Raw genomic sequence first — 21,746 nt, 5'->3', positions numbered from 1 at the left:
GGTAAAACCTGTGCTTAGCGCGGATTGTTCTTCAGCGAATCGCGGATTTCGCGCAGCAGAAGCACATCTTCGGGCGTGGGCGGCGGCTCGGCGGGCGCGGCTGCCGCTTCCGGCTGGCGCAGCTTGTTGATGAACTTCACCATCAGAAAGATGATGAACGCGAGAATGATGAAGTTGATCAGCACGGTGATGAACGAGCCATAACCGAACACGGCCACGCCCGCGGTCTGCAGGTCCTTGTACGAATCGGGATTGCCCTTGAACGTATCGGGAATATGACCGAGACGCACGAACATGTTCGAAAAGTCGAGGCCGCCTGTCACCACGCCGATCACCGGCATGATGAGGTCTTTCACGACCGAGTTGACGATGCTGGAGAACGCACCGCCGATGATCACACCGACGGCGAGATCCATCACATTGCCTTTGACGGCGAAATCCTTGAATTCCTGAATCATGCTCATGAGCGGGCTCTCCTTGGTAAGGGGCGGCACGGGCCTGGGGTCATAACGATGCATTCGCGCAATGATAGCGAACGCTCCCGTATCACGGTAGCGATTTGACACTGCCTGACATTTCGCCGATTGCGCCCGAGTGCCGGATTAGTGGCGAATTTGCGGGGTTCAGCGCCGATACATCAGACTTATTGCACGTCGCGTGCCTGCATGATCGGCGCGTGAAACCGCAGCGGCCTCAGTGATCCAACATCAGTGATCCAATTCAGCGCCCGAGCGCTTCGACCGACATGCCGCGCACCAGCTTGCGCAGAAATCCTTCGCAGGCCGAAAGCTGTTCGAGCGAGACGAACTCGTTGGGCTTGTGCGCCTGCTGGATATCGCCGGGGCCGCACACCACGGTGGGAATGCCCGCGCGCGCGAACAAGCCCGCTTCGGTGCCGTACGCGACCTTGCGGCGCGCCTGGTCCGCGGTGAGCGCGCGCACGAGTTGCGTGATCGCGGCCTGTTCGCTGTCGTCCAGACCCGGCGCAGCGGCAATCTTCATGAATTCGATCGCGGGCGTTGCGCCCGCCACGCCTTCGCGTTGCATCTTCGGCAGCAGCGTTTCGCGCGCGTATTGCTCGACGCGCGCGAAGATCGCATCGGGGTCGAGCGTCGGCAGATTGCGGAATTCGAACGCGAAGCGGCATTCCGCAGGCACCGTGTTGACGGCGTTGCCGCCTTCGATCGTGCTGGTCTGGGCGGTGGTGAACGGCACGTCGTAAAGCTCGTCGAACGGGCCTTGCGCGCGGAATTCATCGGCCATATCGCGGATGTAGCAGATCAGGCGCGCCGCGTATTCGATCGCGTTCAGCCCGCGCGGCGTGAGCGACGAATGCGCCGCGTGACCGCGCACGCAGCATTGATAAACGTTGATGCCCTTGTGCGCCACGATCGGCCGCATGCTGGTCGGTTCGCCGACGATGCAGCCTTCCGGGTTCACGCCGCGCTTCACGAGCTCCTCGATCATCAAGGGCGCGCCGACGCAGCCAATTTCCTCGTCGAAAGACAGCGCGATATGCAGCGGCTTCGCAAGTTTGACCTGCTGGATTTCAGGCACGAGCGTGAGCGCCGCGCCGATAAAACCCTTCATATCGCAGGTGCCGCGGCCATAAAGCAGGCCGTCGCGAATTTCCGGCTTGAACGGATCGCTGTCCCATTTCTGGCCATCGACGGGCACGACGTCGGTGTGACCCGACAGCACGATGCCGCCATTCGTTGAGCCGTCGTGCGCGGGCAAGGTGGCGAACAGATTGGCCCATTTGCCGTCGCGGCCATAGGTGAGCGTCGATTCGATGCCGCGTGCGCGCAGATCGTCGCGCACGGTTTCGATCAGGCCGAGATTCGGATGACGGCTGACCGTGTCCATCGACACGAGACGGTTGACCCAGGGAAGCGAGGCGGGAAGTTCGGACGAGGCGGATGCGGGGGACTGCGTGGAAGACTGCGCTGTTTCAGCGGTACTCATGGTGGACTCCGGCGTACTGGGCTTGCCCATAGTGGTATCCCATATTAACCAAAAAGGGTGGGACTCGCCAAAGCCGGCAGGCGCGTTGCAGTGCGCCCGGACGTGGCGCGCTGCAACATGCCGTGGGGGCGGATGCGACGCCGGTTCAGGCGTCGCATCATCCGTTAAAGCGCGTGTGCCAACTTACGCACGCGGCGCGTTGGCCCGTGCAGGCGCACCCAGCGCACGCAGCGTTTCCTTCACCGTGGCGACGCGCACCGTGAGATCCGGGGTGCGCGTTTCGATGCGCAGCTTGTCCTGCCCCGCGAGCTTCACGTGCTTGTGCTTCTGCACCATCTCGATGATGCGCATGGCGTCTACCGGCGGATTCGGCACGAACTGCAGTCCGATGACCGTTTCGCCCGCATCGATCTTGGTGATGCCCAGCGGCTTCGCCGCCAGACGCAGACGATGCGTTTCGATCAGCGCATGCGCCTGCGGCGGCATCTTGCCGAAGCGGTCGATCAGCTCTTCCTGGATGCCGTCGATCGAATCGTCGTGCTCGCAGTTGGCCAGTCGCTTGTAGAGCGACAGACGCTCCTGCACATCGCCGCAATAATCGGCGGGCAGGATCGCGGGCGCGTGCAGATTGATTTCGGTGGTCGCGGCGAGCGGAGCGTTCAGATCGGGTTCGCGGCCATCCTTGAGCGCCTTCACGGCGTCGTTGAGCATGTCCGTATAAAGCTGGAAACCGATCTCGTGAATCTCGCCCGATTGCTTGTCGCCGAGCACTTCGCCCGTGCCGCGAATTTCGAGGTCGTGCATCGCCAGATAGAAACCCGCGCCCAGTTCTTCCATCTGCTGGATCGCTTCCAGACGGCGCTGCGCCTGCTTCGTCAGACCCTGCGGATCGTGCACGAGCAGATACGCGTAAGCCTGGTGATGCGAGCGCCCGACGCGGCCGCGCAACTGGTGCAACTGCGCGAGACCGAATTTATCGGAGCGATGGATCAGGATGGTGTTGGCGGTCGGCACGTCGATACCGGTTTCGATAATCGTCGTACAGAGCAGCACGTTCGCGCGCTGCGCCACGAAATCGCGCATCACCGCTTCGAGCTCGCGTTCGTGCATCTGGCCGTGCGCCACTGCAATGCGCGCTTCGGGCACGAGCGCTTCGAGCATCGCGCGACGATTTTCGATGGTCTCGACTTCGTTGTGCAGGAAGTACACCTGACCGCCGCGCTTGAGTTCGCGCAGCATCGCTTCGCGAATCACGCTGTCTTCCTCGCGGCGCACGAAGGTCTTGATGGCAAGACGTTTTTGCGGCGCGGTGGCGATCACGGAGAAGTCGCGCAGACCTTCGAGCGCCATGCCGAGCGTACGCGGAATCGGCGTGGCGGTGAGCGTGAGCACGTCGACTTCGGCGCGCAGCGCCTTGAGCGCTTCCTTCTGGCGCACGCCAAAACGGTGTTCCTCGTCGATGATCACGAGACCCAGGCGCTTGAACTGCACATCGGAAGACAGCAGCTTGTGCGTGCCGATCACGATATCGACGCTGCCTTCGTTGATCTGCTGGATCGCCGTGCTGACTTCCTTCGCGCTCTTGAAACGCGAGAGTTCCGCGATGCGCACGGGCCAGTCGGCGAAGCGGTCGGTGAAGGTCTGCGTGTGCTGTTCGGCGAGCAGCGTGGTGGGCGAGAGAATCGCCACCTGCTTGCCGCCCATCACGGCGATAAAGGCCGCGCGCAACGCGACTTCGGTCTTGCCGAAACCCACGTCGCCGCACACGAGACGGTCCATCGGCTTGCCGCTCGTCATGTCGCCGATCACGGCGGCAATTGCGGCGGCCTGGTCGGGCGTTTCCTCGAAGCCGAAGCTCTCGGCGAACTTCACGTAATCCTTCGGTTCGAGCGCGAATGCGTGGCCCTCGCGCGCGGCGCGGCGCGCGTAGAGATTCAACAGCTCGGCGGCGGTATCGCGAATCTGCTGCGCGGCCTTGCGGCGCGCCTTTTCCCACTGACCGGAGCCGAGCGCATGCAGCGGCGCGCTGTCCGGGTCGGCGCCGCTGTAGCGCGAAATCACGTGCAACTGCGAAACCGGCACGTAGAGCTTGCTGGCGCTGGCGTATTCGAGGTGCAGGAATTCGGTGTCGCCTTCGCCCAGATCCATCGTCACGAGGCCGTGATAGCGGCCGATGCCGTGCTGCGCGTGCACGACCGGATCGCCCACTTTCAGCTCGGACAGATCGCGCACCATCGAATCGACGTTGCTCGCCTGTTCCTGGCGGCGGCGTCCGGCGCGGCGCGCGAGCGGGCCGTACAACTCGGTTTCGGTGATGATCGTCAAGCTTTCGCCTGGCAGCGCGAAGCCGGTCGACAGCGGCGCGACGCCGAGCGTGAAGCGCTCGTCGCCGGTGAGCCAGTCTTCGAAGCTATCCGACGAGGTGGGGCGCAACCGGTTATCGGCCAGCAGTTGCGCGATGGTCTCGCGCCGGCCCGCCGATTCCACCGCGAACAGCACGCGGTTCTTCGTGGTGTCCAGATAGCCGCGCAGCGACGCGAGCGGGTCGTCGGCGTGACGATCGATTGCGAGCGTGGGCAGCGGCGTGGCCCAGCCGCCCGCGCTCGCCGCCGGCAGCACGAGGCGCGCGAACGGCTTGGCGAGCGTGAAGAAGTCCTCGTCGGTCAGGAAGAGGCGCTGCGGCTCCAGGATCGGACGCTCGCGGTCGTGCGCGAGGAAGTTGTGGCGCTGCCGGGTATCGGCCGTGAAGCGGCGGATCGAGGTGTCCAGATCGCCCGAAAACACCAGTTGCGCGTTCTGCGGCAGATAGTGGAACAGCGTGGCCGTTTCTTCGAAAAAGAGCGGCAGGTAGTACTCGATACCGGCCGACGGCACGCCGTTGCCGATGTCCTTGTAGATCGTAGCGCGGCTCGGGTCACCTTCGAATACTTCGCGCCAGCGGCTGCGAAATGCCGTGCGCGACGCTTCGTCGAACGGAAACTCGCGCCCCGGCAGCAGACGGACTTCCTTGACCGGATAGAGGCTGCGCTGGCTGTCCGGGTCGAAGGCGCGGATCGAATCGACCTGATCGTCGAACAGGTCGATGCGGTAGGGCAGCGGCGAACCCATCGGGAACAGGTCGATCAGCGAGCCGCGCACGCAGTATTCGCCGGGACGCATCACCTGGCTCACGTGCTCGTAGCCGGCCAGCGTGAGCTGCGACTTGAGCTTCGCTTCGTCGAGCCGTTGGCCCTGGGTGAACGAAAACGTGTAGGCCGCGAGGAACGAGGCCGGCGGCATGCGGTAGAGCGCCGTGGTGGCGGGCACCAGCAGGATGTCGCAACGGCCTTCGCCGAGATCGTGCAGCGTTGCCAGACGCTCCGACACCAGATCCTGGTGCGGCGAGAAGGTGTCGTACGGCAGCGTTTCCCAGTCGGGCAGCAGGCGCACGCGCGCGGCGGGCGCGAAGAACGGAATTTCCTGGGCGAGACGCTGGGCGTCCACGGCGCTCGCACAGATCACCGCGAGCAGCGGGGCGCCGGCGCTTTCGCGCGCGGCTTCGTGGTATCGGGCGATCAGGAGCGCATCGGACGAACCGTGCGTGCCGTCGAACGCATAGCGCTGCCCCGGCTTGACGACGGCGACCGGTGAAGCGGACGGGGACTTCGAGGATGCGGCGATTTCGGACATAGGGGCAACAGGTTGGCCTGGGCGAGGCGGGCGGCGCGCATCGTGGGATGCAGGCTCCGCGCGCACCGCCTGGGTGCATGCGATCCGGGCTGCAGGCGATTCAAGGCGATTCAGGGTGATTCCGTACGGCCGTTCGACAGGCCGCGGGGGCGCCCAGGGTTGGCCCAATACGCGAGTCGACCGGTGCTGCTTGCGGTCGTCGTGCGTGCGGGGTAGGGTAGCCCCCTTTCCTTGCGGAAAAGGGGCCCCCTAAGAACCGTACGTGCGAGTTTCCCCGCATACGGCTCAAGCCTTTACTAAGCCCGACTTCACAGTCGAGCCGGTTTAGTTACTGCGATTTTACCGTGGTGCACCCGTTGGTGGCAGTCAGGGTGTAGCAGGACCCGGTTGGCCAGAGCGTCTGATCCACCATGCATCCGGTACTCTAGATGATGATCGTGCCAGCCACTCTCTTCCGTCAGGGCACAGCCGCAGAGCGCACAGTTGCCACTCTGTGACATGTACAGCGACGCCCATTGCTTTCGGTAACGCATCGACTTCCACATGCGTTCCTGCCTGAGTTTTTCGCCGTCCTGTTCCATTGAGGGATCAAAAGGATTGAAATCCGCCTTGATCTTCTTGTGCCGCTGAATGGCCGTACCGTTAATCTGGTATAGCTCCAGCAGCCCCTTGCTACCATCGTCACGCACTGTGGACGCAGCGAACACCCAATTTCGCCCGCCGACCGTGTGAAAGTACTTCTGCTTCACCCAGTTGGCTGACTTTTGTGGATGCCGCCGTTTCGACCACCGCCAGAGTCTCTGAAAGATCAGATGGTCCATGCGGCTGTACGCTTGCTTGGCCACTACTGGTTGGTGATATTGCGCCCAACCTCGTAGCATCGGGTTCAGCAGTTGGATAAGAATCTTCTGCGTCACCGTCTTGTTTCGGCTGATCGTTTCCGCTACCTTGCGATAAAACGCTTGCGCGTTTTTCTTGCTCGGCTTGATGAGCATCTTTCCCGAGTACTTCCGAAAATTCCACCCAAGGAAATCGAAGCCTTGGTCGATGTGTACGATGCGCGTTTTCTCCTCGGACAGTCGCAGTCCCCGTACTGCCAGGAAAGCTTCCACCCACGGGCGGATTTCGTTTTCGAGCAACTCTGGCGAGTCACCGGTGATCACAAAATCATCCGCATATCGAACGACATTGACTTTGAGCATCTTGGTCTTCGTGGTTCCAAATTTCGCACGTAGGTGCTGTATCAGGTTCCGTTCCAACCCATTCAGCGTCACATTGGCCAGCGTCGGGGAGATGACACCTCCCTGTGGCGTACCGGCTTCTGTCGCCTGAAGCTGTCCTTTGTAAATCAGGCCAGCCTTCAACCATTTCCTGAGGATCGTTCTGTCCATGGGGACATTGCTTACCAGCCATTCGTGGTTGATCCAGTCGAAACATCCTTTAATGTCCGCCTCCATTATCCATTTGGCCGAAGCCTTCTTGGATAGAGAGACGAAGATCTGAGACATGGCGTCTGCCGTTGAGCGGTTTCGCCTGAACCCATACGAGTTCGGGTCGCTCGTCGACTCTGCCACGGGCTCCAAGGCGAGCAGATACAGAGCTTGCATCGCTCTGTCGTGCATGGTCGGAATGCCGAGAGGGCGCATCTTTCCATTAGCCTTGGGGATATAGACCCTCCTTAATGGCAGGGGCTGATAACCGCGCCGTTTCAACTTTCCGGCTGCTGCCAGCCGGATTTCAGGCGTGCTCCACAGTTCACGATCGACTCCCGCCGTTCGCGCACCTTGGTTCTGCGTAACACGTCGCACCGCATACAACTTCGCGGACAACGTGCGGGTTAGCATTCGTTGCAAAGCTTTCACCCTGCGCCAATTGCTTTCCCGCGTCGCCTTCGCAATTCTGATCTGCATCCCCCTCACGTTCCTTTCGACTAGACGCCAGTCAATGGCGTGCCAGCTATCGGGCGCGTGGGAAAGCGCAGACCCATTCTTTCGATTGGGCACTCGCATGCTGCTCTCCTTCTGAAGAAGTGAATCCCCGTGGAGAGCAGACCATCCCCCTGACGGGAGCGGTTTGCTCCCAGAGGGGACGATTTCAACTCATAGACTGACTGTGTTGCTGCCAGCCTCACTTTCCCATTCAAGGGTCAGTCAGTCGTCTTGCGACGAAAGACCAGACGGAAGTCTGCCCGTTTTCACGTGGGGTGATGTCCCAACCCCTATGCGGCCCATTACAGGCCACCGTTCGCTTTTTCCGTCCTCCCATACCCGCACCGCCATGGGCTTCCCTTGCGAGTCGCTTTGCTACCTAACTTCAGGTAGCGACGATATGGGCTTTCCACGTTCCCTAATTCACACACGACTGGTTTAGACCCTGCGACTCCCCCGGTGATCGAATGACGACGTATTCCGTCCTTCGAGCGGAATAACCGATCACATACCGTTTTGGTTAGTGCCCGACAGCATTTGGCACATCAATAGTTACGAGGTTTATAAGCAGTTCACATGTGTTGGTCTTGCCAGCCAGCCTAGCTCCTCAATCTCATTGCTGTTTGAGATCTCCGGTGGTTGACCTCACGGCCATCCACCGCCCGAAGCTCCGGGGGCATCATTGTCGGAAAGGCTTCACACCCAGCAGTTACCCGCCACGCATGCTCTCCTAGGCTACATCTGGTCGTACAGATGGTTCACTGTCGCCAGTACTGCGGCGATCGAACAATGTGAATTAGAGCCGCCTTCATTGGGCTCTAGGTTCTCGAGTTTATGCATGGGACGTAGCATGTTCCCGATCTTGGCGAACGCATGTGTCCTTTTGCTCTTGTAGTTCTAAGGGTTGTAATGTTGCGTAACAAATCTTTTGCTGGAGCCAATGCAGCGGCCCCACAGTTTGTCGCTGCGGAACAACACTTCTCGAGTTAATTCCTCCCTGGGCCCGTCGATAAACGTCTATCAACGTGCCGAAAGACAACCGGCTGGGAGGGGCTGAGCGCATCCCTAGAGTCCGAAAGATGCCCGGACCCAGATCGCGCAAAGCCTTGATTTACCTATATTGCTGGACTCTTTAGGGCCCTGCTCACCCTCACGATTTAAGGCGTTCGTGTCGCACCAAAGGACCTATTATAAAATCCGTCCTTTACTTTGACTCATGCGGCTCGCGACACCGTGACCTCACGCCTATTTGCCCTGATTCCCTGCGCCGGTACCGGCAGCCGTTCGGGATCGATTCTGCCCAAACAATACCGTACGGTAGCGGGGCGCGATCTCCTGCACTATACGCTCGCGGCGTTCGACGCCTGCAGCGAATTCACCCAGACCCTGGTTGTCATTTCTCCCGACGATAACCACTTCGATGCGCGCCGTTTCAGCGGTTTGCGCTTCGCGGTGCGCCGCAACGGCGGGGCTTCGCGCCAGGCGTCGGTCTATAACGGGCTGGTCGCGCTCGCCGAATTCGGCGCCAGCGACGACGACTGGGTGCTGGTGCACGACGCCGCGCGCCCCGGCATCACGCCCGCGCTGATCCGCTCGCTCGTGGACGCGCTCAAGGACGACCCGGTCGGCGGCATCATGGCGCTGCCGGTGGCCGACACGCTCAAGCGCGTCGCGCCGCATCACGTGCCGGGCGGCCCGCGTATCGAGCGCACCGAATCGCGCGACGGCCTCTGGCAGGCCCAGACGCCGCAGATGTTCCGCATCGGCATGTTGCGCGGCGCGATCGAACGCGCCCAGCAGGAAGGTCACGATCTCACCGACGAAGCCAGCGCGATCGAATGGCTCGGTCATTCGCCGCGTCTCGTGCAGGGCAGCCTGCGCAACTTCAAGGTGACGTACCCCGAAGATTTCGCGCTCGCCGAAGCGATTCTCGGCGCCGCGACCTGAACGCCCGACAGCACAATCACCTCAGCACCACCCACACGGAAATCCCACACATGGACATCAGAATCGGACAAGGCTACGACGTGCACGCACTCGTCCCGGGACGCCCGCTCGTTATCGGCGGCGTGACGGTGCCCTACGACCGCGGGCTGCTCGGCCACTCGGACGCCGACGTGCTGCTGCACGCCATCACCGACGCACTGTTCGGCGCGGCCGCGCTGGGCGATATCGGCCGTCACTTCCCGGATACCGACAAGCAGTTCTACGGCGCCAACAGCCGCGTGCTGCTGCGCGAATGCCTGCGCCGCGTGGAAGAAGCCGGCTTCAAGCTGATCAACGTCGACAGCACCGTGATCGCCCAGGCGCCGAAGCTCGCACCGCATATCGACGCGATGCGCGCCGCGATTGCGGAAGACCTCAAGTTGCCGCTCGATCGGGTGAACGTGAAGGCAAAGACCAACGAGAAGCTGGGTTATCTCGGTCGCAGCGAAGGTATCGAAGCGCAGGCAGCGGTGCTGCTCACGCGCGAGTAAGAATGGGTTATAGGCCCTGAAACAAGGGATTTTCTCAATCGATTAACGTGCGTTGAAAGCGCCGCGCAAACGGCGTGCCGCGAATGTATCGATTGAACCGCGCAGGCCGCGTGCCCGCTCGCACAACAGAGGCGGTGGTTGCAGATGCAATCACCGCCTTTGCTTTTCTTGCCGATTTATTTCCGTTTTTGTCGCCGTATCCTGAACGCGTATCCGGAAGCGGAAAGGGCAATGACGGGACTCGAAAGACGCGTGAAAGGCCTCGACGGTCTCCGGGCGCTGGCAGTGATGCTGGTGTTCCTCTCGCACAAGGCGCACGTCGACGCGATCGATGCGGGCAAGATCGGCGTATGGCTGTTCTTCCTGATCAGCGGCTATCTGATCATCGGCGAGCTGCATCGTAATCGCGCGCGCGTGGAGCAGCAGGGCGCGCGTCGCGATGCGGTGCTCTATGTGTTCTACGTCAAGCGCGCGCTGCGCATCTTCCCGGTGTATTACCTGCTGCTGATCGCGCTGACGATCGCGCATGCGTGGTTCTATCAACGCGATGTCGAGCTTGGGTTGGCCTGGCATTTCGCATTCCTGTCCAATTTCTGGATCGGCATCGTGCATGACGGCTGGCCGGGAACGGTCTCGCATTTCTGGAGCCTCGCGGTCGAGCAGCAGTTCTATCTGATCGCGCCATTCGCGCTGCTTTTCACGCGTGCGTCGCGGCATCTGGGGATTTGCATCGGCATGATCTGTACGGCGGGGCTGGCGCATCTTGCGCTCTACGCGAGCGGCGCCATCGAGCCGCTCGTCTACGCGTTCTCGCCGTGGAATTTCGCTTTGCTCGCGCTCGGCGGCGCATTGGCGATTGGCGGCGAGCGCGTGCAGGTGAGGGGGCATTTACCTGCCGCGCTGTGGTGCGGGCTCGCGTTCGCGTGTCTGGGCGTGTTCGCGTTCGCGCGCGCCGATTGCCTGAGCTGCGAAGCGACCCAGCGCGCCGTGCTGCCCGGTTTGCTCGATATTGGCCTCGCGCTTTCGCTGGGCGCGGTATTTTTGTGGATCGTGCGCCGTCAGGACAGCGCGCTGGTGACGGCGCTCGAAGTGCGGCCGCTCGCGTATCTGGGCACCATCAGCTACGGCTTCTATCTGTTCCACAACCTCGTGCCGTCGAAGCTGGGCGACGCGCCCGCGCTTTACACGCGTCTGCATGTGCCCGAATTCGCTCAGGACCTGCTGCCGCTCGTGCTGCAATTCGCGCTGGCCGTGCTGCTCGCCCATCTGTCCTGGCAACTGCTCGAAAAGCGCGTGCTGGAATGGAAAGCGCCGCTCACGACGGCGATCCGCAACCGCCTGCCCGCGCGTACCGCGGCCGGGCAGACCTGAGTGCTCCGCGATGAAACTCAGAACGTGGCGCCGCCGACTTCTCTGCCGCCCGGACACAGCTCGCCGGTTTGCAGCCCGTCGAGCACGCGTAGCACTTCGGCCGCGCTGCGCCCCACGTTGAGACTGTTCACGGACACGTGCTGGATCGTGTTGTCGGGATCGACGATAAAGGTCGCCCGCAGCGCCACGCCGGCTTCCTTGTCGCGAATGCCAAGCTGGTCGATCAGCTCGCCTTTTACGTCGCCGAACGAGTAGTGGTTCAGGCGGTCGAGTTCCCGGTTCTCGCGCCGCCACGCGAGCTTCACGTACTCGTTATCGCAACTGCCGCCCATCAGCACCGCGTCGCGGTCTTCGAACTCCTTGTACAACTGTGCGAACGCGACGATCTCGGTCGGGCAGACCACCGTGAAATCCTTCGGATAGAAGTAGATCACTTTCCACTTGTCCGAGAAGGTCTGCTCGGTGATTTCGATAAAAGCCGATTCGCCGTTTTCTTCAGGATGATTGAAGCCGGGCTTCGCGGCGGTGACGGTGAAAGCTGCCAGTTTGTCGCCCACGGTTTTCATGGCGTCGCTCCTTGAAGACGTGCCGGATGCGCGCCCCGTGCGCGCACGATTTCGCTTTGATTGTGGCAGGTGACGGCGACGCACGCCGCGAGCCTGCACGGCGGCGTGGTCACCTTCAAGGAGGGGAAAGCTGACTCAGGCGCCCTTGGCGAGCGGAAACTCGATGGTCACTTCCAGACCCGGGCCAGGCGCCCGGTTGCGCAGGCGCAGCGCGCCGCGATAACGGCCCACCAGACGCTGCACGATCGCCATGCCTAGACCCGTACCGTTGGCCTGCGTACGGGCGCTGTCGACGCGATAGAACGGCCGCGTGACGAGCGCAAGCTGGTCCTCGGGAATGCCGGGGCCTTCGTCGACGACGGAAAGCTCCACGCGCGAATGCGAGACGCGCGTTTCCAGCATGATGTGAGGAATGCCGTCCGACTCGCTCGCACCGTATTTGCGCGCGTTTTCGAGCAGATTGCCGACGATGCGTCGCACGTCGGTGTCATCGGCTTCGATGACCGCCGTGGGCGCGAGGCGCGTGATCAGGCGCACGCCGTCTTCGGTCGCCATACGCGCGGCCATTTCGCTGGCGATCACCGAAAGATCGACGCGCTCGGGCATACGCTGCACCGGCCGCGCGTAGTCCAGGAAGCGGCCGATGATCATGTCCATCTGCTCGATGTCGTCGACCATCGCATCCTTGGTCGCCTGATCGGACGGACTCATCTCGGTTTCCAGCCGCAGCCGCGCGAGCGGCGTGCGCAGATCGTGCGAGATGCCCGCGAGCATCAGCGCGCGGTCGGCCTCGAGTTGATCGAGGTCGCGCACCATCTGGTTGAACGAGCGATTGGTTTCGGCGGCCACGCCCATGCCGCTTTCGGGCAGCTGCGCGGGCGACTGCCCGGAACCCACCATGCGCGCGGACATGGCCAGACGCGCGAACGGCCGGTTCACGAGACTCGTGATGAAGGCCGCGCCGAACAGCGAGAGCGCGAGCGCGGAGACGCCCCATCCGACCCACTGCAGGCCCGTGACGTTATCGAGCTGGTCGCGGTCGAGCGCGACCCAGTAGTCGTCGTCGTCGATCTTGAAGCTGATCCACACGCCCGGAATGTCGTTCACGGACTGCGCGATGACGGTGTCGTCGCCAAGCCGCCCGCGAATGTCGTGTTCAATCAGACGATTGAGCGATTCGTCGGGCTGGAGCTTGTACTTGTCGGTGGTTTCGCGCGGGTAGACGCGCACGCCTTCGTTGCTCTCCAGATCCTGCAGCAGCGCGCGGCGCAGATCGGGATCGGAATAGAGCAGGGCCGTGCGCGTGAGCTTGACGACCGCGACGAGCTGAAGCGCCACGCGCTGCGCGCGCGGCTCCCGCTCGATCACACGAAAGCTCTGGAACCACGCCGCGAGGCTGACCGCGATAAGCAGCGCGATCAGCAGGAAGGTGCGCCAGAACAGATCGCCGAACGCGAGCGTGAGCAAACGCCGGTCAATCCGCATGAACCCTTCCCGTCAACAGTGGCAGTGCGGGACTACAGACACCTCGAGACACCATCAGGCCCATCCAGGATCAGGCGGCGCCGTCGGGGATGAACACGTAGCCGAGGCCCCAGACTGTCTGGATGAAACGCGGGCTGCCCGGGTCCGGCTCGATCAGCTTGCGCAGACGCGAAATCTGCACGTCCAGGCTGCGATCGAACACTTCGTATTCGCGCCCGCGTGCAAGCTCCATGAGCTTTTCACGCGAAAGCGGCTGACGCGGATGACGCGCGAACACCTTGAGCACCGAAAATTCGCCCGTGGTGAGCGGGATTTCCTGACCGGCCTTGGTGAGCGTGCGGGTGGCGAGATTCAGCGCGAATTCGCCGAACTCGAACACCTCGGTGGTTTCCGACGGTGCGCCCGGCAGCTCGGACGGCGCCTGGCGGCGCAGCACGGCATGAATACGCGCGACCAGCTCGCGCGGATTGAAGGGCTTCGGAAGGTAGTCGTCGGCGCCCATTTCGAGGCCCACGATGCGATCCACATCTTCGCCTTTGGCGGTGAGCATGATGATGGGCGTGCGGTCGTTGCTACCGCGCAGGCGGCGGCAGATCGACAGACCGTCTTCGCCTGGCAGCATCAGATCGAGCACCAGCAGGTCGAAACGTTCGCGCACCCACAGCTTGTTCATGGCGGGTGCATTTTCTGCGACGTAGACGTTGAAGCCCTGCTCGCCGAGGTAGCGGCGCAGCAGGTCGCGCAGTCGCGGGTCGTCGTCGACAACGAGGATTTTGGACGGGTTCTTGGTTTCCATGCCTGGCATCTTAGCGCGATTGAGTTACGGTGCGAGATCGCACACTTTATCGGGTTACAGTCAGTTACAAAATTTACCCGCCCTGTGCCACGGCATCAAGCACTGACGGATAGACTTCTTTACGTTTAGCGGCCATTCGGTGGATACTTCATTCGATTTTCGAACCAGTGCCCGTGTCAGAGCCGGGTCCACATGTATTCGAGGTAGCCGTTTGCCGCGTCAAGAAGGGAAAAAAACGATGGGAGGGGTCGGCCCGACAATGCGCCATACCGTGATCGCACTGGCGCTGGCCAGCGGCGTCGTGGTGGCATTGGAAGCGGCGCCTGTCCATGCCCAGACCTTCGCCGACGGCCCTCATGCGGGCAGCCGCTACGCGGGCAGGCCGCCGATCCGGCGCGTGCGCAACGATCAGCCGCCACGTCCTGCTTCTGACCTCAACCAGCGTACCGTCGTTCCCCCCGATCTCGACGAACGTCGTCGTGACGGTCATATGACGCCCGACGAACGCCGCCTTCTGCGCCAGCACATCGAAGACGCCGTGCGCGAGCTCTACAAGCGCTGAGCCAACACTACGTCGCTCCCCGGTGTGTCGTTCGATGCACTCGCGCTTCTTGCGTTTCATTTCCCCGCCTTACCTTTATTTTCCTTCCCGCCGCACCGTCCTGCTGCGCTTGCGCGCTTTAACCAGCTATAACGCCTGGCGGCAGAGAAAAATTCCGTTTCAATTGCGCGGTCAACAAGTGCGCTGTGCGGCCCGTTAAGTCGATACCTCCATCCATCATGGATGCGCGATCGGCTCGTGCGCTCCTTTCGATCCCATGTGTGCCATGAAACGGTTCATGCGGTTTTTGCCAGAAGCGTTGCCGGAAAAGACTGCAGGCCTGGTCGCGCTCGCTTCCACGCTTGGCACGTTGTCGCGAAGTGCCTCGGCAGAAGACGCGCCGAAGCCTCACCGCTCGCACCGCCGCGCCGCGGCCGTCGAAACAGCATCCGATGCCGATCTGCTGGACGCCGACGACGCCACGCATCTGCTCCTGCGCACTGGCTTTGCTCCGGCGCCTAACGAGATCGCGCCATACGTCGGGCTCACGCGCGCGCAAGCGGTCGCGCAGGTGTTATCGACAACTCGCACCGAAGCGCTCACGCCACTGCCGGGCTGGACCGGCGACGCGCTCCTGACCCGCGAGCAACGCAAAGCGCTGACACCCGACCAGCGCCGCGACGAGCAACGCACGCGCGGCCAGCATTACGACGACCTGCGCGCCTGGTGGATGCGCGAAATCCTCACGACGCCATCGCCGCTCACCGAGCGCATGACGCTCTTCTGGCACAACCATTTCACATCGGGACAGGACAAGGTTCCCGAGCCGCAGATGATGGCGCAGCAAAATGCGCTCCTGAGGCGTCACGCGCTCGGCAGTTTTTCGGCGATGCTGCATGACGTGGCGAAAGATCCGGCGATGCTGCTCTATCTCGATGGCGCCAGCAATCGCAAGGGCAAGCCCAACGAAAACTTCGCCCGCGAGGTGATGGAGCTTTTTACACTCGGCGAAGGGCAGTACTCGCAGCAGGACGTTTCCGAAGCGGCGCGCGCCTACACGGGCTGGGGCGTGGACCCGGATACCGGGCGTTTCGACTGGCGCGCGCCGCAGCACGACGATGGTGTGAAGACCGTGCTCGGCCACACCGGTTCCTTCGACGGCGATGCGGTGCTCGACATTCTGCTGGGCGAGCCACAGACCGCGCGTTTCGTATCGGCGAAACTATGGCGCGAATTCGTTGCCGACACGCCCGATCCCGCGCAACTCGATACCGTGGCGACGCGTTTTCGCACGAGCGGCTACGACATCAAGGCGGCGCTGGCTGCGCTGCTGGTGACGCCCGCGTTCTGGGACGAACGCAATCGCGGCGTGCTGGTGAGTTCGCCGGTTGAATTCATCGCGGGCACCGTGCGCCGCTTCGACGTCGCGTATGTCAACACGATGCCTTTCGTGCGCACTTCGGCATCGCTCGGCGAGAACCTGTTTTATCCGCCGAATGTGAAAGGCTGGCCCGGCGGCGCTGCGTGGATCAACAGTTCGACGCTGCTTGCGCGCAAGCAGTTTGTCGAGCAACTGTTTCGCGCGACCGAAGCGGGGCGTCCGGCTGCGCATGCTGCGATGTCGAAGGCTTCTGCAACGTTGCCGGCAAGCGGCGCAACGAAGACGCCCGCGCGGCCGATGCAAGGCGGCATGCGTTTCGATCTGGATGGCTGGCTCGGCCATTTCGGTTTGACCGCCGATGCCAGGCCGTCGCTCTCGGCGCAGTTGCAGATGCAGCATGCGGTATTGCCGCTTGCGCCTGTCGATGCGATTGCAGCAGGCAGTAGCGCCCAGGCGTATCTCCAGGCACTCCTGATGGACCCCGTGTATCAGCTCAAATAAGCCAGCTCAAATAAGCGTGCATGCGATGATCACACTATTCACGACACGGGCGGCGCGCGCCGCATCGATTGAGCGAGGCATGGCATGAAGCGACGCGATTTTCTGGCCGCCGCCGCGATGACGGCAGCGGGTGCGACATGGTTACCCGAAACCGCCTGGGCGCAAGGCATTGCGCCGTCGGTGCAGCCGCGTGCGAGTGGTTACGGGAATCTGCTGATTCTCGTCGAGCTCAAGGGCGGCAACGATGGGCTCAACACCGTCGTGCCTTACGCCGACCCGCTCTATGCAAATCTGCGGCCGACCATCGGCGTGCGTCGCGGCGATGTGATTCAACTCGACGAACATAGCGCACTGCATCCCGCGCTCGCCCCACTGATGCCGATGTGGCGTGCACACGAACTCGCGATCGTGCAGGGCGTGTCTTACGCGCAGCCGAATCTCTCCCATTTCCGCTCCATCGAGATCTGGGACACGGCTTCGCGTTCCGACCAGTATTTGCGCGAAGGCTGGCTCACGCGCGCGTTTGCCTCGGCGCCTGTGCCCAGCGGTTTTGCCGCCGATGGACTCGTGCTCGGCAGCGCCGAAATGGGGCCGCTCGCGAACGGCGCGCGTGCCATTGCGCTCGTCAATCCGGCGCAGTTCGCGCGCGCGTCGCGACTCGTGACGCCGGTTTCGCTCAAGGAGCGTAACCCGGCGCTCGCGCACATTCTCGATGTCGAGAACGACATCGTGCATGCCGCCGATCAACTGCGTCCGCGTCCGGGGCAACTGGCGCTGAAGACCGCGTTTCCGAACGGCGCGTTCGGCACATCGGTGAAGACGGCGATGCAGGCGCTGGCGTCCGGCGACACGCCGCAGGGCGAGCCCGTGAACGGCCAGGGCGTGGCGGCGATCCGCCTCACGCTCAACGGCTTCGACACGCATCAGAATCAGCCTGAACGGCACGCGGATCTGCTGCGTCAGTTCGCGGCGGGCATGGCGGCGATGCGCTCGACGCTCGTCGAAATGGGGCGTTGGGATCGCACGATGATCGTCACGTATGCGGAGTTCGGGCGGCGCGTGCGCGAGAACCAGAGCCGCGGCACCGATCACGGCACGGCGTCGGCGCATTTTGTGGCGGGCGGGCGTGTGGCGGGCGGTCTGTACGGCGCGGCGCCCCAGCTTGCGCGCCTCGACGGCAACGGCAATTTGCCGGTCGCCGTCGATTTCCGGCAGATCTACGCGACGGTGCTGGGAGACTGGTGGGGGCTGGACGCGCAAGCCGTCCTGCAACAGCGTTTCGAGCCCTTGCCGTTGCTGCGCGTCTAAGCGTTTCGTGTGCGCGTTTCGTGTGCGGCTGGCGCGTGTCTAGCCGCGTCGCGCAGCGCGCCACGCGATCCAGAGCTTGCGGATCGGCGTGAGGACGATCTGCTGATGCAGCACCTGAAACTGCTCGCGTTCCACTTCGTCGAGCAAGGCCAGTTCGAGTGCCGCGAGCGCACGCAACGGCCGCTGACGGCGGCGCTCGCTCGCGGGCATCGCGGCCAGCGCGGCGTTCACCGCTTCGCGCGCGCGCGCAGTCTGGAACTGCATGAGTTCGGTGAATTCCGCGCTGTAGCGGCGGTTGATCAGATCGGCGGCGGTGACGTTGTAGCGCTGCAGTTCGTCGATCGGAATATAGATGCGGCCGTGGCGCGCATCGTTGCCGATCTCCGGCACGAATTGCGCGAGCATCAGCGCATTGCCCAGCGGCGTGGCCCATTGCGCGATCGCCGCGCGTTCTGCATCGCTGCCCGCCGCAACCTGCGCCACCAGCGTCGCGAACGTGCCGCCCACGCCGTCCATATAGCGGCGCAGATTCGGCAGATCGAGATAGCGGGCCTGCTCGAAATCCATCTCGAAGCCGGCCAGCAACTGTTGCAGCAGCGCATAGAGCTTCGCCGTGTCGCCGGTGTGGTGCGCGATCGCCTTGGTGACCGGATGCGAAGGGTTGCCTGCCGCGAGCGCGGCCAGTTCCTTCTGCCACCAGGCAAGCTTGGTGCGCCCGACGGTCGGGTCGCTGGTTTCCTTGGCGGTTTCCTCGAGTTCGCGGCGCAGCGCGAAGAGGGCGGCGAGCAGCGGTTGCTGCGCGGCGCTCGCCTGGCGCAGCGCGTAGTAAGTGCTCGATCCTGGCGGGGCCGCCTTTTGCAGGCAGTATTCGTCGAAATTCACGGGGTTCTGGGGCGTGGGGAAGCGCGGCGATTCTAGCATCGGCGCGGCTTTCGGGTTCCGGCGCTTTCGAGATGCAGACAAGCGTGGAGCAATCGGTTAGAATCTCGCGCTTGCGCTTTGACGGCGCCCCATCGGGGTGCACAAGCGGGGCGCAGGAAGCTGTATCGGGCTGTATTGCACGCGACTCGTTTCACCGGTTCGCAGCGCAGTTGCCGGTCAGAAAGATTCGCGTGAGTGGCGAAATTGGTAGACGCACCAGGTTTAGGTCCTGACGCCCGCAAGGGTGTGCCGGTTCGAGTCCGGCCTCACGCACCAGGCTAGTAAAGACAAAGGCCACGTACTTGACGGTACGTGGCCTTTTTGTTTTTGCGTCGGCAGCAAGCTGCGGGCATCCGGCGCGATGCGTCTGCCCATCAGTTTCAGTTATCGACTGCGCTGCCTCAGAGTTCTTCCTGTGCCGCCGCGATGACCTTTTCCAGTGCACGGTTGAGCAGCTCGCGCTCCTTGTCGTCAAGGATTGCGAACAGATCGACGTTCCACTTGCGTGCGATCGGCATGACCTTGCGGTAGAGGGCGCGTCCGTCGGCCGTCAGCGAGACGAGCACGAGGCGTCCGTCTTCCTCGCTCGCGTCGCGCTGCATGAGTCCGCGGCGCATCAGCGCTTCGGCTGCGCGGCTGGCCTGGCTCTTGTCGAGATTCGCGTGACGCGCAAGCTCCATCACCGAAAACGGGCCGAATGCGCCGACAGCAGCGATCAGGCGAGCTTCCGGCAGCGTGATGCCGAGCTTGTCCTGATAGCGCTCGCTGGCACCGCGTTCGGAGAGCTTGTTCAGGACATGGAGCCGATAGGTCAGAAATTGTTCGAGTCCGGCTTTGCTTTCCTTCATGGTCGTCCTGGTCTGGTCGCGTGAGGTATGCGCGATCGTGTCGCGCTCACCGTGATTGTTGCCGCAACCAGCGCGCGGGTCAACGCGCAAGAACCCTCAACGTGCGTGCTGGCGCGCGCAAGCCGGAGCATGCGAATCTATTAATCGCTTACTGCAAAACTGGTTGCGCGCGCACACGAAAAAGTCTGACGATTCGAGCGAATTCGTGTGCGGCGCGAAGGTGGCGCGGGTTGCGAGTGTGGCGGGCTTGCGATGAACTTACGCTGCGCGCGAGCCGTATCGCAGGCGCGTGAGCTGTTCGGCTTCGTTCGCGAGCAGCGTGGCGGCGTCGCGGATCGCGGTTTCGAGCGTGATCGGGCCCGGCGCGGGCGAGAAGCAACCGCTGAAGTGCTCGCCAAGACGCGGCAGCGCGCTGGAATCGACTGCGCCCGAAAGCAGCGTAGCCGGTACACCCGCGGCCTGCGCGTGGCGGCAGGCGATAAAGGGCGCCTTGCCGTGCAGCGTCTGCACGTCCGAACGACCTTCGCCGGTGATGAGCCAGTGCGCGCCCGCGAGCGCAGTGTCGAGACCGATGGTGCGCGCAACGACTTCGGCGCCCGGTTCGAAGCTCGCGCCCAGCATGCGCAGCGCAAAGCCCAGCCCGCCCGCCGCGCCCGCGCCTGCTTCATGGCGCGCCTGGCGATTCAGCGCGGCTTCGAGCAGATCGGCGAAATGGCCGAGCGCGGCGTCGATCGTCGCGACTTCTTCGGCTTTCACGCCTTTTTGCGGACCGAACACAGCGGTGGCGCCATGATCGCCCGTGAGCGGATTGTCCACATCCGACATGGCGATGAAGGTGGCTTCGGCCAGCCGCGGGTCGAGGCCGGAGACATCGACGCGCGCCACGCGAGCCAGCGCTTGCGGCGTGGGTTCGAGCGCGCTTCCCGTCGCATCGAACAGTTGCAGGCCGAGGCCGACCAGCAGTCCGGCGCCGCCATCGTTGGTGCTGCTGCCGCCAAGCGCGACATAAAAACGGCGCACGCCTTCGTCCAGCAGCGCGCGCACGGCCGCGCCCATGCCGCGCGTGCTGCGCGCTGCGACCGGCACGCCCATGCCGACCGTATCGGTAATGCCGACGATCTCGGCCGTTTCGACGATCGCGCTGCCGTCGTGCAGCAGGCCGACGAGCGCATCGCGGTGCGCGCCGGCGGCGCCTTCGACATTGAGCGTGCGGCGCTCGCCGCCGACGCTCAGCATGGCGTCGAGCGTGCCTTCGCCGCCATCGGCCATCGGGCAGATGCGAATTTCGGCATCGGGACGGGCGCGGCGGATGCCATCGGCGATCGCGGCGGCGACCCCATCCGCGCTGAGCGAGCCTTTGAATGAATCGGGAGCGATGACGACGACGGGTGCGTCAGCAAACGTCTGGTTAGGCATGGTGTCTCGACTGGAAGAGTAGTGATGGCGGCTGCGGCCGGCGGGGCGTCCGGCGCGAGCGTTAGCTTACCAGCCGCGAGGGGCGCGCTGGATACCCGAAGCGCGATAGCGCGCATCGCGGACAGCCGGGTTATGGCGTTCCGCCAGGGGCGCGGCACGGTACAAACGCAGGCCAAACCGGCCCGTTTTAGACCGAAAACGGGCCGGTTCATAGGCCTTTTCCGCGTCCGAACGGCAATTCCATTTGGGTCGGGCAATAGTTTGCTAAAATACTCGGCTCTTTTGACGGAACCGCACCGCAAACCGTCCTTTTTGGCCTGTCGGGCCGATTCGGAACGGGCCGGGTCTCGCGGCTCCCGGAAAAGGGCGCCGCCCAGCGGGCAGCGTCCGCGAAAGCCCGCTTAAACGCCTCGGCGTGCCGCGCGGGCAGGGCGGACGATTGCCGCCGAATGCTGCGAAAAGCGCTTTATCCGGTTAGAGAGCGCTTGTTGGTCAGGATCGACCGGCAAGCGACGCCGACGAGGCACAAGCGAGACGCAAGCGATGCGGATTTTCCCATCGGACTGCGGCAGC

16 protein-coding genes and 1 tRNA gene are annotated in these 21,746 nt (G+C 63.2%); 7 read left to right on the top strand and 10 right to left on the bottom strand.

All coding sequences use genetic code 11. The annotated features are described in order from the left end of the window. Window positions 1-14: 14 nt before the first annotated feature. From mscL to ltrA, 4 genes are all read right to left on the bottom strand, one after another. Window positions 15-464: a large conductance mechanosensitive channel protein MscL gene (gene mscL / locus U5A67_RS26940; RefSeq protein ID WP_205981515.1), complete on the bottom strand. Its 450-nt coding sequence runs from the start codon at window positions 462-464 to the stop codon at window positions 15-17. Window positions 465-720: 256 nt separating this feature from the next. Next, complete coding sequence (gene argE, locus U5A67_RS26935) at window positions 721-1,965, bottom strand: acetylornithine deacetylase (protein ID WP_205981516.1); 1,245 nt, start codon at window positions 1,963-1,965, stop codon at window positions 721-723. Window positions 1,966-2,148: 183 nt separating this feature from the next. After that, window positions 2,149-5,634 (bottom strand): transcription-repair coupling factor, encoded by a 3,486-nt coding sequence (gene mfd / locus U5A67_RS26930; RefSeq protein WP_321816543.1) that lies wholly within the window; start codon window positions 5,632-5,634, stop codon window positions 2,149-2,151. 308 nt (window positions 5,635-5,942) lie between these two features. Next, on the bottom strand, window positions 5,943-7,643 hold the full coding sequence (gene ltrA / locus U5A67_RS26925) for a group II intron reverse transcriptase/maturase (RefSeq protein WP_321816542.1): 1,701 nt from the start codon (window positions 7,641-7,643) through the stop codon (window positions 5,943-5,945). A gap of 1,152 nt (window positions 7,644-8,795) precedes the next feature. On the opposite strand from ltrA, the gene ispD reads away from it, so the two are divergent. The 3 genes from ispD (at window position 8,796) to U5A67_RS26910 (ending at window position 11,410) form a co-directional block, all read left to right on the top strand. Next, a complete protein-coding gene (gene ispD, locus U5A67_RS26920; protein ID WP_205981518.1) occupies window positions 8,796-9,509 on the top strand; it encodes a 2-C-methyl-D-erythritol 4-phosphate cytidylyltransferase in 714 nt (237 codons plus the stop codon). A gap of 50 nt (window positions 9,510-9,559) precedes the next feature. After that, a complete protein-coding gene (gene ispF / locus U5A67_RS26915; RefSeq protein WP_205981519.1) occupies window positions 9,560-10,039 on the top strand; it encodes a 2-C-methyl-D-erythritol 2,4-cyclodiphosphate synthase in 480 nt (159 codons plus the stop codon). A 231-nt stretch (window positions 10,040-10,270) separates the two neighbouring features. Next, a complete protein-coding gene (locus U5A67_RS26910; RefSeq protein ID WP_321816541.1) occupies window positions 10,271-11,410 on the top strand; it encodes an acyltransferase in 1,140 nt (379 codons plus the stop codon). Between the two features lie 17 nt (window positions 11,411-11,427). Here U5A67_RS26910 and U5A67_RS26905 read toward each other — a convergent pair whose 3' ends face one another. From U5A67_RS26905 to ompR, 3 genes are all read right to left on the bottom strand, one after another. Next, on the bottom strand, window positions 11,428-11,976 hold the full coding sequence (locus U5A67_RS26905; RefSeq protein WP_321816540.1) for a peroxiredoxin: 549 nt from the start codon (window positions 11,974-11,976) through the stop codon (window positions 11,428-11,430). A 135-nt stretch (window positions 11,977-12,111) separates the two neighbouring features. After that, on the bottom strand, window positions 12,112-13,461 hold the full coding sequence (locus tag U5A67_RS26900) for an ATP-binding protein (RefSeq protein ID WP_205981522.1): 1,350 nt from the start codon (window positions 13,459-13,461) through the stop codon (window positions 12,112-12,114). A gap of 70 nt (window positions 13,462-13,531) precedes the next feature. Next, the gene (ompR, locus tag U5A67_RS26895; protein WP_027814652.1) at window positions 13,532-14,266 is read right to left on the bottom strand and encodes a two-component system response regulator OmpR; all 735 of its coding nucleotides are present in this window, start codon (window positions 14,264-14,266) and stop codon (window positions 13,532-13,534) included. Window positions 14,267-14,516: 250 nt separating this feature from the next. Here ompR and U5A67_RS26890 point away from each other — a divergent pair, with 250 nt between their 5' ends. The 3 genes from U5A67_RS26890 to U5A67_RS26880 all read left to right on the top strand — a co-directional run bounded on the left by U5A67_RS26890 (window position 14,517) and on the right by U5A67_RS26880 (window position 17,988). Further along, window positions 14,517-14,819 (top strand): hypothetical protein, encoded by a 303-nt coding sequence (locus tag U5A67_RS26890; protein ID WP_205981523.1) that lies wholly within the window; start codon window positions 14,517-14,519, stop codon window positions 14,817-14,819. 277 nt (window positions 14,820-15,096) lie between these two features. Next, window positions 15,097-16,680, top strand: coding sequence for a DUF1800 domain-containing protein (locus U5A67_RS26885; protein WP_321816539.1), 1,584 nt, complete (start codon window positions 15,097-15,099; stop codon window positions 16,678-16,680). 84 nt (window positions 16,681-16,764) lie between these two features. Then, complete coding sequence (locus U5A67_RS26880) at window positions 16,765-17,988, top strand: DUF1501 domain-containing protein (protein WP_321816538.1); 1,224 nt, start codon at window positions 16,765-16,767, stop codon at window positions 17,986-17,988. Between the two features lie 39 nt (window positions 17,989-18,027). Here U5A67_RS26880 and U5A67_RS26875 read toward each other — a convergent pair whose 3' ends face one another. Continuing rightward, on the bottom strand, window positions 18,028-18,870 hold the full coding sequence (locus tag U5A67_RS26875) for a squalene/phytoene synthase family protein (protein WP_321816561.1): 843 nt from the start codon (window positions 18,868-18,870) through the stop codon (window positions 18,028-18,030). Between the two features lie 228 nt (window positions 18,871-19,098). Here U5A67_RS26875 and U5A67_RS26870 point away from each other — a divergent pair. Further along, window positions 19,099-19,185 (top strand) — tRNA-Leu (locus U5A67_RS26870). Between the two features lie 125 nt (window positions 19,186-19,310). Here U5A67_RS26870 and U5A67_RS26865 read toward each other — a convergent pair. Further along, window positions 19,311-19,757: a MarR family winged helix-turn-helix transcriptional regulator gene (locus tag U5A67_RS26865; RefSeq protein WP_321816537.1), complete on the bottom strand. Its 447-nt coding sequence runs from the start codon at window positions 19,755-19,757 to the stop codon at window positions 19,311-19,313. Window positions 19,758-20,015: 258 nt separating this feature from the next. Then, the gene (locus U5A67_RS26860) at window positions 20,016-21,173 is read right to left on the bottom strand and encodes a glycerate kinase (protein WP_321816536.1); all 1,158 of its coding nucleotides are present in this window, start codon (window positions 21,171-21,173) and stop codon (window positions 20,016-20,018) included. Window positions 21,174-21,746: the final 573 nt, after the last annotated feature.

This window comes from Paraburkholderia sp. J69-1, assembly GCF_905220255.1.
GTDB lineage: Bacteria > Pseudomonadota > Gammaproteobacteria > Burkholderiales > Burkholderiaceae > Paraburkholderia.
This window is presented reverse-complemented; position numbering and strand designations above follow the sequence as displayed.

What these genes read in the sequence shown, in the direction of transcription:
- U5A67_RS26865 (WP_321816537.1), bottom strand. Translation starts at nt 19,757, where the DNA reads ATGAAGGAAAGCAAAGCCGGACTCGAACAATTTCTGACCTATCGGCTC.
- mfd (WP_321816543.1), bottom strand. Translation starts at nt 5,634, where the DNA reads ATGTCCGAAATCGCCGCATCCTCGAAGTCCCCGTCCGCTTCACCGGTC.
- ispF (WP_205981519.1), top strand. Translation starts at nt 9,560, where the DNA reads ATGGACATCAGAATCGGACAAGGCTACGACGTGCACGCACTCGTCCCG.
- U5A67_RS26860 (WP_321816536.1), bottom strand. Translation starts at nt 21,173, where the DNA reads ATGCCTAACCAGACGTTTGCTGACGCACCCGTCGTCGTCATCGCTCCC.
- ompR (WP_027814652.1), bottom strand. Translation starts at nt 14,266, where the DNA reads ATGCCAGGCATGGAAACCAAGAACCCGTCCAAAATCCTCGTTGTCGAC.
- U5A67_RS26890 (WP_205981523.1), top strand. Translation starts at nt 14,517, where the DNA reads ATGCGCCATACCGTGATCGCACTGGCGCTGGCCAGCGGCGTCGTGGTG.
- U5A67_RS26910 (WP_321816541.1), top strand. Translation starts at nt 10,271, where the DNA reads ATGACGGGACTCGAAAGACGCGTGAAAGGCCTCGACGGTCTCCGGGCG.
- ltrA (WP_321816542.1), bottom strand. Translation starts at nt 7,643, where the DNA reads ATGCGAGTGCCCAATCGAAAGAATGGGTCTGCGCTTTCCCACGCGCCC.
- mscL (WP_205981515.1), bottom strand. Translation starts at nt 464, where the DNA reads ATGAGCATGATTCAGGAATTCAAGGATTTCGCCGTCAAAGGCAATGTG.
- argE (WP_205981516.1), bottom strand. Translation starts at nt 1,965, where the DNA reads ATGAGTACCGCTGAAACAGCGCAGTCTTCCACGCAGTCCCCCGCATCC.
- U5A67_RS26885 (WP_321816539.1), top strand. Translation starts at nt 15,097, where the DNA reads ATGCGGTTTTTGCCAGAAGCGTTGCCGGAAAAGACTGCAGGCCTGGTC.
- U5A67_RS26880 (WP_321816538.1), top strand. Translation starts at nt 16,765, where the DNA reads ATGAAGCGACGCGATTTTCTGGCCGCCGCCGCGATGACGGCAGCGGGT.
- U5A67_RS26905 (WP_321816540.1), bottom strand. Translation starts at nt 11,976, where the DNA reads ATGAAAACCGTGGGCGACAAACTGGCAGCTTTCACCGTCACCGCCGCG.
- U5A67_RS26900 (WP_205981522.1), bottom strand. Translation starts at nt 13,461, where the DNA reads ATGCGGATTGACCGGCGTTTGCTCACGCTCGCGTTCGGCGATCTGTTC.